The organism is Pseudorhizobium marinum (genome assembly GCF_000705355.1).
In the GTDB taxonomy this organism is placed as follows: Bacteria; Pseudomonadota; Alphaproteobacteria; order Rhizobiales; family Rhizobiaceae; genus Neorhizobium; species Neorhizobium pelagicum.
Map to the genome: position 1 here is coordinate 54,126 of NZ_JMQK01000005.1, position 12,947 is coordinate 67,072.

10 protein-coding genes are annotated in these 12,947 nt (G+C 62.8%); 9 read left to right on the top strand and 1 reads right to left on the bottom strand.

Annotated features, from left to right (window positions below; translation table 11 throughout):
• The first annotated feature begins 49 nt into the window (after nucleotides 1-49).
• A complete protein-coding gene (gene gndA / locus EO99_RS0107745) occupies nucleotides 50-1,480 on the top strand; it encodes an NADP-dependent phosphogluconate dehydrogenase (RefSeq protein ID WP_029618075.1) in 1,431 nt (476 codons plus the stop codon).
• Nucleotides 1,481-1,549: 69 nt separating this feature from the next.
• On the opposite strand, the gene EO99_RS0107750 is transcribed toward gndA, so the two are convergent.
• A complete protein-coding gene (locus EO99_RS0107750) occupies nucleotides 1,550-2,602 on the bottom strand; it encodes a LacI family transcriptional regulator (RefSeq protein ID WP_029618076.1) in 1,053 nt (350 codons plus the stop codon).
• Between the two features lie 409 nt (nucleotides 2,603-3,011).
• Between EO99_RS0107750 and EO99_RS0107755 the strand changes: the two genes are divergently transcribed.
• The 8 genes from EO99_RS0107755 (at nucleotide 3,012) to mgrA (ending at nucleotide 12,825) form a co-directional block, all read left to right on the top strand.
• Entirely contained in the window at nucleotides 3,012-4,247 is a 1,236-nt protein-coding gene (locus EO99_RS0107755; RefSeq protein WP_029618077.1) for an ABC transporter substrate-binding protein, read from the top strand.
• 137 nt (nucleotides 4,248-4,384) lie between these two features.
• A complete protein-coding gene (locus EO99_RS0107760) occupies nucleotides 4,385-5,287 on the top strand; it encodes a carbohydrate ABC transporter permease (protein WP_029618078.1) in 903 nt (300 codons plus the stop codon).
• Complete coding sequence (locus tag EO99_RS0107765) at nucleotides 5,280-6,221, top strand: carbohydrate ABC transporter permease (RefSeq protein ID WP_029618079.1); 942 nt, start codon at nucleotides 5,280-5,282, stop codon at nucleotides 6,219-6,221. Before EO99_RS0107760 ends, EO99_RS0107765 begins: the two co-directional genes overlap by 8 nt.
• Nucleotides 6,222-6,224: 3 nt before the next feature.
• Entirely contained in the window at nucleotides 6,225-7,313 is a 1,089-nt protein-coding gene (locus EO99_RS0107770; RefSeq protein WP_029618080.1) for an ABC transporter ATP-binding protein, read from the top strand.
• 8 nt (nucleotides 7,314-7,321) lie between these two features.
• Nucleotides 7,322-9,760: a beta-mannosidase gene (locus tag EO99_RS0107775; RefSeq protein ID WP_029618081.1), complete on the top strand. Its 2,439-nt coding sequence runs from the start codon at nucleotides 7,322-7,324 to the stop codon at nucleotides 9,758-9,760.
• A gap of 37 nt (nucleotides 9,761-9,797) precedes the next feature.
• Nucleotides 9,798-10,562 carry a sugar phosphate isomerase/epimerase family protein gene (locus EO99_RS0107780; RefSeq protein ID WP_029618082.1) on the top strand — a complete coding sequence of 255 codons (765 nt, stop codon included), beginning with the start codon at nucleotides 9,798-9,800 and terminating at the stop codon, nucleotides 10,560-10,562.
• Nucleotides 10,563-10,583: 21 nt separating this feature from the next.
• Complete coding sequence (locus EO99_RS0107785; protein ID WP_029618083.1) at nucleotides 10,584-11,717, top strand: Gfo/Idh/MocA family protein; 1,134 nt, start codon at nucleotides 10,584-10,586, stop codon at nucleotides 11,715-11,717.
• A gap of 64 nt (nucleotides 11,718-11,781) precedes the next feature.
• Entirely contained in the window at nucleotides 11,782-12,825 is a 1,044-nt protein-coding gene (gene mgrA, locus EO99_RS0107790; protein WP_029618084.1) for an L-glyceraldehyde 3-phosphate reductase, read from the top strand.
• Nucleotides 12,826-12,947: the final 122 nt, after the last annotated feature.

The window sequence follows — 12,947 nt, forward strand, 5'->3', positions numbered from 1 at the left end:
ACGTCCGCAGTGCCAAAACAGCGGCCGGAATTCAAATGGAGACAGAAGCGTGGAACAGGCAGAAATCGGCCTCATCGGGCTCGGCGTCATGGGCTCGAACCTCTCGCTCAACATTGCCGAAAAAGGCAACCGGATCGCGGTCTTCAACCGCAGCCCGGAGGCAACGCGCAAATTCTATGCCGAAGCCGGCGATCTGCAGGGCCAGATCATCCCGTGCGAGACGCTGGAGGAATTCGTGGCGTCGATCCGTCCGCCGCGGCCGATCATCATCATGATCAAGGCTGGCGACCCGGTCGATCAGCAGATGGAGGCGCTGAAGCCCTATCTGTCGGCTGGCGACATCATGATCGACGCCGGCAACGCCAATTTTCGCGATACGATGCGCCGCTTCGATACCCTGAAGGACAGCGGGCTCACCTTCATCGGCATGGGTGTTTCCGGCGGTGAAGAGGGTGCCCGTCACGGCCCCTCAATCATGGTCGGCGGCAAGGAAGAGAGCTGGAAGCGCGTCGACAAGGTGCTGACCTCGATCTCCGCCAAGTTCAGCGATGAGCCTTGCGTTGCCTGGCTTGGCGAAAACGGTGCCGGCCACTTCGTCAAGACCATCCACAACGGCATCGAATATGCCGACATGCAGATGATCGCCGAGATCTATGGCATCCTGCGCGACGGCCTCGGCATGAGCGCAACCGAGATCGGCGAAGTCTTCGGCAAGTGGAACACCGGCCGTCTCAACTCCTATCTGATCGAGATTTCGGAGACGGTGCTGAAGGCAACCGATCCGGTCTCCGGCACCCCGATGGTGGACATGATCGTCGATCGCGCCGGCCAGAAGGGCACCGGCAAGTGGTCGGTCATCGAAGCCCAGAACATGGGCGTGGCGGCAACGGCCATCGAGGCGGCTGTGGCCGGACGCATCCTGTCGTCGCAGAAGAAGGAACGTGAAGAGGCCGAAGCCATCCTCGGTCTTCCGACACTGGCCGAAGCGCCGAAGGACAGGGCGGCATTCCTTGCCGATCTAGAAAATGCTCTGCTTGCCGCCAAGATCGGCGCCTATGCGCAGGGCTTCGCTGTGATGTCCGCAGCCTCCACCGAGTTCGGCTGGAACCTGCCGATGCCAACGATCGCCCGCATCTGGCGCGCCGGCTGCATCATCCGCTCGGCCTTCCTCGATGAAATCACCTCGGCCTTCACGAAGGATCCGGACGTCGCCAACCTGATCGTGACGCCGGCCTTCTCGCAGATGGTCAAGGAGACAGATGGTGCGCTTCGTCGGGTCGTGTCCTATGCCGCGCTTTCTGGTCTGCCGGCACCGGCACTGTCCTCGGCACTGGCCTATTTCGACGCCTATCGTCGTGGCCGCGGCACCGCCAACCTTATCCAGGCGCAGCGCGATTTCTTCGGTGCGCATGGTTTTGAGCGCGTCGATGGCCTTGACCGGCCGCACGGCCCCTGGGGCAGCGGCCTCAATCAGGGCTGAGCCGGAACGATAATAAAAACCCGCCCTTGTGGCGGGTTTTTCATGTCCTGCTAAAACAAGGGAGGCGTGTCAGCCGTGCGGGCCCATCGGCGACCAGGCCGGCTTGCTGATGCTTTGCAGGAGGTCCGGCGCGACGCCGTCGATCCGGGCAATCACTGCCTTGGCGAGTTCCCGCCCGGCATGCCGCACGTCCTCGTTGACGGTGTAGATCTCCGGGCGGATCCAGTTCAGGAACTCCGCCGATTGCTTTGAGACGAGATCGGCGTCGCGCCCAAGCACCTTGCCGGCGGCCTCGATGCCGGCCACCAGGGCAATCGTCGAACTGCCGCTCAGAGAGATGATCCCGTCCGGTGCACTGGCGGAGCGCATCATCGCTTCTGCGTGAGCGCGGATGTCCCCAAGGGACGTCTCGGTCGTCACCCGTCCCATGGCGACCTCCGTCAATCCATAATCGTTCAAGGCGCGCTCGAAGCCGTTACGGCTATGCAGATAGAATGACAGGGCATTTGGCGGCGGCAGGAGCGCGATGCGTTTGCGGCCCTTGCCGGCAAGCTTCTCCACGGCCTGATAGGCGAAGGCCTCATTGTCATAGTCATGATAGGGGTGGGCGATGCCCATGTCGCTGCGACCATGTGCGGCGAACGGCATGTTTCGTTCGGTCATCAGGCGGATGCGCGGATCATCGGGCGCGATGCGGGAGATGATGACGCCGTCGGCGGAGCCAGTATCGAGGATATACTTCACCGGCACCATCGGGTCCTTCTGGTGTGAGTGCGGCGTCAGCACGAGATGATACTGCGTGCCGGCCAGCACTTCCGAGATCCCGAACACCAGCTGGCTGGTGAAGCCCATCAGTTCTTCTTCGATGCTGAGGACGAGGGCGATGACATTGGTCTTGCCGGTTCTGAGGCGCACGCCGGCGCGGTTCGGCTGGTAGCCAAGCTGATTGGCGATAAGGCGGACACGCTCCTTGGTGTCAGCGCCGATGTCCGGCGCGTCCTTCAGCGCCCGTGACACGGTGGTGATCCCCAGCCCGGTCATATAGGCGATCGTCTTGAGAGTCGGTCGCTCCTGCGCCGCTCTCGGCGCAGTTGCGGTCCTCTTCGTCGTGCTATCGTCCATTGCCTGCCACCACCATCCGAGTAAGGCGTGGATCTATAGAGATTTTTCCAGCACTTGAATACACTGTGCATTCACCCGTCGATCAGCGCCGCAAGGCTGTAAACTGAAACGATGCAGTGGAAATGTCGAGCGAATTCTCCGACTTCCCGGTGCCAGCATTTCCCTGGAGTTGCACAACGCAGACGCAGCATCTTTTTTTGCGCTTGCGAGATGTCGATACCCATAAAATTGCTGAATAGACTGCCATTAAGGGGTATGAGCAGATCTTGACCGTCCTTAGTGGTCTTCTTCTTTAGCGACTTCAGATTGTATTTTCCTGTCTCCCGAAATTTTTACACCCACTGCTGTTGCGTGAGGGAAAGCTTTGGCCTAGCTTTTTACGGAAACGTTTCAGTGAGGGAGGAGACTCATGTTTACTCGTGCATTTGCAGCCGCTTTGGCGGCTACCGTCGTGCTGCCAATCGGTGCCGCACAGGCAACGGATCTGGAGGTGACGCATTGGTGGACGTCCGGCGGGGAGGCTGCTGCGGTCGCCGAACTCGCCAAGGCGTTCGACGCAACCGGCAACAAATGGATCGACGGTGCTATCGCCGGCGCCGGCAGCACAGCCCGCCCGATCATGATCAGCCGCATCACCGGTGGTGATCCGATGGCCGCCACCCAGTTCAACCACGGCCGTCAGGCGCAGGAACTGGTGGAAGCCGGCCTGATGCGCGATCTGACGGCAGTTGCCGAAGAGGGCAACTGGAAAGAGGTGATCAAGCCTGCGAGCCTGCTCGACAGTTGCACCCTCGACGGCAAGATCTATTGCGTCCCGGTCAACATCCACTCCTGGCAGTGGCTCTGGCTCTCGAATGCTGCCTTCGAACAGGCGGGCGTCCCCGTGCCGAAGGACTGGAACGAGTTCGTCGCGGCTGCTCCCAAGCTGAAGGAGGCAGGGATCCAGCCGCTCGCGCTCGGCGGCCAGGCCTGGCAGGCCGGCGGCCTGTTCGACACGCTCGTCCTGTCTCTCGGCGGCAAGGAGGTCTATCAGTCCGTCTACGTCGACAAGGACGCCGACGTGGCGGCCGGACCGGAAATGGCAAAGGTCTTCGAGGCTGCGGCCCAGGCGCGCGACATGGCGGCCGGCAGCAATGTCCAGGACTGGAACCAGGCCACCAACATGGTGATCACCGGCAAGGCCGGCGGTCAGGTCATGGGTGACTGGGCGCAGGGCGAATTCCAGATCGCCGGCCAGGTTGCCGGCGAGGATTACAGCTGCCTGCCGGGTCTCGGCGTCAGCCCCTATATCACCACCGGCGGCGATGCCTTCTACTTCCCCGTTCTCGACGACGAGGAAAAGTCCAAGGCGCAGGATGTCCTGGCGCAGAGCATGCTCGATCCTGCAACGCAGGTCGCATTCAACCTCAAGAAGGGCTCGCTGCCCGTCCGGGGTGACGTCGATCTGGCTGCCGCCAACGACTGCATGAAGAAGGGTCTGGAGATCGTGGCGCAGGGCAATGCCCTGACCAGCACCGATCAGCTGCTCTCGGCCGACAGCCAGAAGCAGAAGGAGGATCTCCTCACGGAATTCTTCGCCAGCACGTCGATGAGCCCGGAAGCTGCCCAGGAGCGGCTTGCCGACATCATCTCCTCAGCTGACTGATCCCAAGCGGCCGCATCCGGCCGGCACTGTTCGCGGTGTCGGCCGGCCCACCGCTCTTTCACGTTAAAATCCCGCCGGCAGGCATCCGGTCCGCCTGCCTGCGGTCCAGCGATGTCGCGCTCGAGGAGGACACGACAATGACAGGTCACGCGCCTGCCAAACGCCCTAACCAGCTTTTCCGCAATCTGAATTCCAAGATTGCCTCCATTCCGATGATCCTGATCGCCGTCGGAATCTTCTTCGGAGGCTCGATCTGGACGATCATCTACTCGTTCACGAATTCCAAGCTTCTGCCGCGGATGTCCTTCGTGGGACTCGACCAGTACGAGCGGCTCTGGAGCACGTCGCGCTGGATCATCTCGATCCAGAACCTGGCGATCTACGGGATCCTGTCGCTGATCTTCAGCCTGTTGATCGGGTTCATGCTGGCGGCGCTGATGGACCAGAAAATCCGTTTCGAGAGTGCGTTCCGGACGATCTTCCTCTACCCGTTTGCGCTATCCTTCATCGTCACCGGCCTCGTCTGGCAGTGGATCCTCAATCCCGAGTTCGGCGTCCAGGGCATCGTCCGTTCGCTCGGCTGGGAGAGCTTCACCTTCGATCCGCTCTACAATCCCGACATCGTCATCTACGGCATCCTCATAGCCGGCCTGTGGCAAGGTACGGGGCTCGTGATGTGTCTGATGCTCGCCGGCCTGCGCGGCATCGACGAGGACATCTGGAAGGCGTCGCGCGTCGACGGCATCCCGATGTGGCGCACCTATCTCTTCATCGTCATCCCGATGATGCGGCCGGTCTTCATCACGACGCTGGTGATCATCGCGAGCGGCATCGTCAAGGTCTACGACCTGGTTGTTGCCCAGACCAGCGGCGGTCCCGGCAATGCTTCGGAAGTGCCTGCCAAATACGTCTACGACTACATGTTCCAGGCCCAGAACCTCGGGCAGGGGTTTGCCGCCTCGACGATGATGCTGCTGACCGTGGCGATCATCATCATTCCCTGGGCCTATCTAGAGTTCGGAGGCAAGAAGCGTGGCTAACATCTCGACACTCAACACCACCGCCGCGGGCTTCGACGCCGTTGCCGCCGATGTCTCCGGCCCCCGCGGTCGCCGGCCGAAGCGGGCGCTGTCGCGCCGCAACATCATCCTTTACGGCACGCTGTTCGTCGCCGCACTCTACTACCTGGTGCCGCTCTACGTGATGGTCGTCACGTCGCTCAAGGGCATGCCTGAAATCCGCATGGGCAATATCTTTTCGCCGCCGATGGAGATCACCTTCGAACCCTGGGTCAAAGCCTGGGGAGAGGCCTGCACCGGGCTCAACTGCGACGGGCTGTCGCGCGGGTTCTGGAATTCCGTGCGAATCCTCGTGCCCTCCGTCGTCGTGTCGATCTTCGTGGCCTCCGTCAGCGGGTATTCGCTGGCCAACTGGCGCTTCAAGGGCTCGGAACTGTTCTTCTCGATCCTGATCATCGGCGCCTTCATTCCCTACCAGGTGATGATCTATCCGGTCGTCATCGCGCTGCGCGAACTCGGTGTCTACGGTACGCTGACGGGGCTCGTGATCGTTCACACGATCTTCGGCATGCCGATCCTGACGCTGCTCTTCCGCAACTACTTCGCCTCGCTGCCGGTGGAGCTGTTCAAGGCGGCGCGCATCGACGGTGCCGGATTCTGGCAGATCTACTTCCGCATCATGCTGCCCATGGCGCTGCCGATCTTCGTGGTGGCCATGATCCTGCAGGTGACCGGTATCTGGAACGACTTCCTGTTCGGCGTCATCTTCACACGGCCCGACAGCTATCCGATGACGGTGCAGCTCAACAACATCGTCAACTCCGTCCAGGGCGTGAAGGAGTACAATGTCAACATGGCCGCGACGCTTCTGACGGGCGCCGTTCCCCTGATCGTCTATTTCGTTTCCGGCCGTCTTTTCGTCCGCGGCATCGCCGCAGGCGCAGTGAAGGGGTAATCCATGTCCAACAGCGTTTCCATCCGTGACCTCTCCCTCTCCTTCGGCGCGGTCAAGGTGCTTCAGAACCTCGATCTCGAAGTGCATGACGGCGAATTCCTCGTGCTGCTCGGCTCCTCGGGCTGCGGCAAGTCCACGCTTCTCAACTGCATCGCCGGCCTGCTGGAGCCAACCGACGGGCAGATCTTCATCAAGGGCAAGAATGTCACCTGGGAGGAGCCGAAGGACCGCGGCATCGGCATGGTATTCCAGTCCTACGCCCTCTACCCGCAGATGACGGTCGAGAAGAACCTCTCGTTCGGGCTGCGCGTCGCCAAGGTGCCGAAGGAGGACATCGACCGGCGCATCGCGCGCGCCTCCGAGATCCTGCAGATCGAGCCGCTGCTGAAGCGCAAGCCGGCGGAACTTTCCGGCGGCCAGCGGCAGCGCGTGGCGATCGGCCGGGCGCTGGTGCGCGACGTCGACGTCTTCCTGTTCGACGAGCCGCTCTCCAACCTCGACGCCAAGCTGCGCTCGGAGCTGCGCGTCGAAATCAAGCGGCTGCACCACGCGCTGAAGAACACCATGATCTACGTAACCCACGACCAGATCGAGGCGCTGACGCTGGCCGACCGGATCGCCATCATGAAGAGCGGCGAGATCCAGCAGCTCGACGAGCCGATGACGATCTACAACCGGCCGGTGAACCTCTTCGTGGCGGGCTTCATCGGCTCGCCGTCGATGAACTTCCTGCGCGGCGAACTGGCGGAGGAGGGCGGTCGCACCGTGTTTCAGACCCACGGCGTTTCCTTCTCTCTGGACGGATACGATGCAGACTCGCCGCTCACGCCGGGCCGCAAGGTGGTGCTGGGGCTGCGCCCCGAACACATCCATGTCGACAATCACCAGGTCGGTTCCGAGATGCATGATGCGGTCGTCGACATCGAGGAGCCGATGGGCGCCGACAACCTGCTCTGGCTGAAGCACGCCGGGCATACGATGTCGGTTCGAATCGGCGGGGCGAAACGCTACGCGCCCGGCGCCAAGCTGCAGCTGTCCTTCGACATGACGGTGGCGTCCCTGTTCGACGCCGAGACGGAAGAGCGGATCTGAGTTCAGCCATGCCATCCTCCAACCTCGACCTTTCCGGTGTCTGGAGCCTCGCGTCCGCGGACGCGGTGCATCGGGCCGACATGCCGCTTCCGGGCGATGTGCACACGGCCCTGAAGGTCGCCGGACTGATCCCGGATCCCTATGAGGGCCGTAACGAGGAACAGGTGCAGTGGGTCGCCGAGCGCGACTGGGTCGTCGAGCGGCAGTTCGTCGTCGATGATCCAGATGGCAGGTGGTATCTGGACATCACTTATCTCGACACCGTCGCCATCGTCTTCATCAACGATGTTCCGGTGCTTTCGGCCGACAACTGCTTCCGGCGCTTCAGACCGGATGTCTCGGCGGCATTGCAGACGGGCGAAAATACGATTCGCATCCATTTTCATTCAAGCATTGCCGCCGGCGCCGAGCGCCAGGCGCGGCAGCCCTTCTATGTTCCCTATCACCCCGGCAACTCGCCGATCCCGAACGGCAACATGCTGCGCAAGCCGCAATGCCATTTCGGCTGGGACTGGAACATCGCGATCGCTCCCCTCGGCCTCTACGGCGAGATTGCGCTGAAGCGCCTCGACCCGGCGCGCATCGAGCATGTGGTCACCAGCCAGAGACATGTCGACGGCAGGGTCGAGCTGCATGTGGCGCTGACCCTTTACGCCGAAGAACCGACGATCGTGCCTGTGCACTTCGATCTGGATGGTGATCGGATCAGGCTCGACTGCGGCGTCGCGGCCGGCGAGACAAAGGTCCATCATGTCTTCGAGATCGACGAGCCACGGCTCTGGTGGCCGGCGGGCAGCGGCGACCAGCACCTCTATCGGCTGACTGTCGACATCCCGGGCGAAACGGTGGCGCGCCAGATCGGCCTGCGCACGGTCGAACTGCTCACCGATCCGGACGAGGCGGGCAGCCGTTTCGCCTTCCGCATCAACGGCCGGGAGATCTTCTGCCGCGGTGCCAACTGGATACCGGCGGATGCTCTCTTCTCGCTCACCAGCCCGGAGAAGACGCAGGACCTGCTGCAGTCGGCCGTCGATGCCAACATGAACATGATCCGCGTCTGGGGCGGCGGCTTCTACGAAGCCGACTGGTTCTACGACCTCTGCGACCGGCTCGGGCTGATGGTCTGGCAGGACTTCCAGTTCGCCTGCAACCTTTATCCGTCGACGCCGGATTTCCTGGACGATGTGGCAGAGGAGGTGGACTACCAGGTTCGCCGGCTGATCACGCATCCGTCGATCGTGCTCTGGTGCGGCGATAACGAGTTGGTCGGTGCGCTGACCTGGTTCAAGGAATCGATCGGGAACCGCGACCGCTATCTGGTCTCCTACGACCGTCTCAACCGCACGATCGAGCAGGCGCTCCGAAAGGCGGCGCCGGACGCGATCTGGTGGCCGTCCAGCCCGGCCTCCGGCTATCTCGACTATGGCGACGCCTGGCATGCCGACGGCTCCGGCGACATGCACTACTGGTCCGTCTGGCACGAGAACAGGAGCTTCGACAACTACCGCTCCGTCCGCCCCCGCTTCTGCTCGGAGTTCGGCTTTCAGTCCTATACCTCGCTGCCGGTCATCCAGACCTATGCCGATCCGAAGGACTTGAACATCGCCTCGCCGGTGATGGAGCACCACCAGAAGAACGCCGGCGGCAACGAGCGGATCGCTGCGACCATGTTCCGGTATTTCCGGTTCCCGAAGGATTTTGCCAACTTCGTCTATCTCAGCCAGGTTCAGCAGGCATTGGCGATCCGTACGGCGGTGGACTACTGGCGGTCCCTGAAGCCCCACTGCATGGGCACGCTCTACTGGCAGCTCAACGACACCTGGCCGGTCGCTTCGTGGTCGAGCCTCGACTATGGCGGCGGCTGGAAGGTGTTGCACTATGTCGCCCGGCGCTTCTTCCAGCCGGTGGCGGTGGCCGCCATTCCGTCGGAGGACGGTGCGGAAATCCGTATTTCGCTCGTCAACGACACAAGGGATGCCGTCAACGTGACGATCAACCTCTCGACGGCCTCGCTTGACGGTATCCGCACGCCGCTGAAGAGCGTCGATGCCTTCTCTTCCCCGGATGCGGCCGTGACGGCGGTCACCCTGTCTGCGGCCGACCTTCCGCCGGATGCGATTCTGTTCTGGAGCTTCACGGCGACGAACGGGATGGGCGGCGAGGGGCACTATGTGCATGGCACCTACAAGGCGCTCGATCTCACGCCGTCGGGCCTGGAGGTCTCCGTGTCACCGGCCGGTGATGGCGCGATCGACCTCTTGGTGCAGGCGTCAGGCCTCGCCCTCTTCGTGATGGTCGAGAGCGATACGCCCGGCCGCTATTCCGACAACGCCTTCGACCTTACCGCCGGCGAAAGCCGCCGGATCACCTTCACGCCCTCGGCGCCGAGTGCCGCAGGCCCCGTATTCCGCATCTACGACCTCTATTCCTGCCAGTCGGCAGATTGACCTTTCAGCAGACGGGCCGCCAGCCCAGGAGGATGACATGACAAAACTCGGTTTCCAGCTCTATAGCGCCCGCAATTTCCCGCCGCTCGCCGATACACTCGCCGCACTCGGCAAGGCGGGCTATGCGGAGGTGGAGGGCTATGGCGCCCTTTATGCGACATTCGACGAGAGCCAGCTGAAGGCGATGAAGGCCGATCTCGACGCCAACGGGCTGACCATGCCGACCGGCCATTTCGGCCTCGACCTTCTGGAAAAGGAGCCGGAACAGGCTCTGTTGATCGCAAAGACGCTTGGGCTTGAGGCGATCTACTGCCCGCATCTGGTGGCCGATCTGCGGCCGACGGACGCCGCCGGCTGGCGCGCTTTCGGCAAGCGCCTTTCCGAAGCCGGCAAGCGCTACCAGGATGCCGGCTACACCTTCGGCTGGCACAACCACGACTTCGAGTTCAAGACGCTGGAAGACGGCACGACCGCGCAGGAGCAGATCCTCGAAGGCGGGCCTGATCTCGCCTGGGAGGCCGACATCGCCTGGGTCATCCGCGGCGGTGCCGATCCGATGGCCTGGATCGACCGCTACGGCGACCGCATCACCGCCGTCCACGTCAAGGACATCGCCCCAGCCGGTGAAAACGCCGACGAGGACGGATGGGCCGACGTCGGTCACGGCACCGTCGACTGGAAGCGGCTGATGGCGGCGCTGCGCAGCAAGACGCAGACGAAGCACTACGTCGTTGAACACGACAATCCCAACGATCTCGAACGGTTGATCGCGCGTTCGATCGCGGCCTTCAAGACCTACTGAAAACTCTGATCGGAGCCTCGCATGGCCAAGGAACTCGGTGTCGGCATCATCGGATGCGGCAATATTTCAATCACCTATCTGGCGCTGGGGCCGCTGTTCAACGGCTTCAGGATTTTGGCCTGCGCCGACCTGAACCGCAGTGCAGCCGAACTGCGCGCGAAGGAATACGGCGTGAAGGCGCAGTCGATCGAGGAACTGCTTGCCAATGACAAACTCGACGTCATCGTCAACCTGACCATCCCCGACGCGCATTTCCTGGTCTCCAAGGCCATCCTGGAAGCCGGCAAGCACGTCTATTCGGAAAAGCCGCTGGTGCTGTCGCTCGAGGAGGGCGAGGAGTTGCGGCGGATCGCGAAGGCGAAGAACCTGGCGATCGGCTGCGCTCCCGACACCTTCCTCGGCGGCGCCCACCAGCTGGCGCGCAAATATGTCGATGAGGGCGGCGTCGGACGCATTACCTCCGGTACCTGCCACGTGATGAGTGCGGGGATGGAGATGTGGCACCCCAATCCGGGCTTCTTCTTCCTCAAGGGCGGCGGCCCGATCCTCGATCTCGGGCCCTATTATGTCGCCAACCTGATCAACCTGATCGGCCCGGTGAAGCGCGTCGGGGCGTTGACCTCTATGGCCAGCGCCACCCGGACCATCACCAGCGAGCCGCTCGCCGGCCAGACGATCCCGGTGGAGACACCGACCAACATCCACGCCCTCCTGGAATTCGCAAACGGTGCCACGATCACCATGTCGGCGAGCTGGGATGTCTGGTCGCACCGCCATGCCAACATGGAGCTCTACGGCACGGAAGGGTCTCTCTATGTGCCGGATCCGAACTTCTTTGGCGGTCTCGTGGAAGCGTCGGGGCGGGACAAGGACATCAAGCCGCTGCCCGAATGGGATCATCCGTTCTCGAAGGCGAACCAGGAACACCCGAACGGTCCGCGCGCCAACTACCGGGCGGCCGGTCTTGCCGACATGGCCATGGCGCTGATCGAGAAGCGCGATCCGCGCTGCTCGCTCGACCGCTCGCTGCACGGCATCGACGTGCTGACCTCGATCCTGAAGTCCGGGGAGGAGGGGCGTTTCATCGACATGACGACGACCTGCACCCAGCCGGACCCGCTCGGGATCGACGAGGCGCTGGCCTTGCTGCGCTGATCGGCTATGTATGCGATGCGGGCCGCTCGCGCCCGCGTCGCATTTCCAAAGACAGGAGGATATCATGGCCTGGCAACCGGCAGACGACCGTTATTCCACCATGAAATACAACCGCTGCGGCCATTCCGGCCTGAAGCTCCCGGCAATCTCGCTGGGGCTGTGGCACAATTTCGGCCATGACACGCCGCATGAGCGCAAGCAGGCGATCTGCCGCAAGGCCTTTGACCTCGGGATCACCCATTTCGACCTCGCCAACAACTATGGTCCGCCGGCCGGCAGCGCGGAAACCGCCTTCGGCGAGATCCTGCGCACCGATTTTGCCGGATATCGCGACGAGCTGATCATTTCATCCAAGGCCGGCTACAACATGTGGCCGGGCCCGTATGGCGAATGGGGCAGCCGCAAGTATCTGGTTTCGTCCTGCGACCAGAGCCTGAAGCGCATGGGTCTCGACTATGTCGACATCTTCTATTCGCATCGCTTCGACCCCGACACGCCGCTTGAGGAGACCTGTGGCGCGCTCGACCAGATCGTGCGGTCAGGCAAGGCGCTTTACGTCGGAATCTCGTCCTACAATTCGAAGCGCACCCGCGAGGCCATGGCGATCCTGAAGGACCTCGGCACGCCGATCCTGATCCACCAGCCGAGCTATTCGATGATCAACCGCTGGGTGGAGGAGGACGGGCTCCTCGACACGCTGGAGGATCTCGGCATCGGCTCGATCGTCTTCTCGCCGCTCGCCCAAGGCATGCTGACCTCCAAATATCTGGGGGGAATTCCGGACGACAGCCGGGCCGCCCAGGGCAAGTCGCTGCGCCCGGCCTTCCTCAACGACCGCAACATCGAGAACCTGCGCTCGCTCAACGCCATCGCCGAACGGCGCGGGCAGACGCTGGCGCAGATGGCGATTGCCTGGGCGCTACGCGGCGGCCGGGTGACCACCGCCCTGATCGGCGCCAGCCGGCCGGAGCAGGTCGAGGATTGCGTCAAGGCACTGGAGAAGCCCGATTTCACGGCGGAGGAACTGGCGGAAATCGACAGCTTCGCCAGGGACGCCGACATCAATCTCTGGGCGGCGTCGGCCGAGCGCGAGGGGCCGTCCCGCTGATTGACAGCGAGAGCTGCCCCTCACCCCAACCCGCTTCCCGCAGGCGGGGCGAGGGTACGTGCCCTGCCGGAGCGTCGATCGGATGGAGACGGTACCGCGGTTGTCCTTCTCCCCATTTTTGA

Bases quoted from the DNA above. Each gene is read 5' to 3' on its own strand.
- EO99_RS0107785 (WP_029618083.1), top strand. From the start codon at position 10,584: ATGGCCAAGGAACTCGGTGTCGGCATCATCGGATGCGGCAATATTTCA.
- mgrA (WP_029618084.1), top strand. From the start codon at position 11,782: ATGGCCTGGCAACCGGCAGACGACCGTTATTCCACCATGAAATACAAC.
- EO99_RS0107775 (WP_029618081.1), top strand. From the start codon at position 7,322: ATGCCATCCTCCAACCTCGACCTTTCCGGTGTCTGGAGCCTCGCGTCC.
- EO99_RS0107750 (WP_029618076.1), bottom strand. From the start codon at position 2,602: ATGGACGATAGCACGACGAAGAGGACCGCAACTGCGCCGAGAGCGGCG.
- EO99_RS0107755 (WP_029618077.1), top strand. From the start codon at position 3,012: ATGTTTACTCGTGCATTTGCAGCCGCTTTGGCGGCTACCGTCGTGCTG.
- EO99_RS0107770 (WP_029618080.1), top strand. From the start codon at position 6,225: ATGTCCAACAGCGTTTCCATCCGTGACCTCTCCCTCTCCTTCGGCGCG.
- EO99_RS0107780 (WP_029618082.1), top strand. From the start codon at position 9,798: ATGACAAAACTCGGTTTCCAGCTCTATAGCGCCCGCAATTTCCCGCCG.
- EO99_RS0107760 (WP_029618078.1), top strand. From the start codon at position 4,385: ATGACAGGTCACGCGCCTGCCAAACGCCCTAACCAGCTTTTCCGCAAT.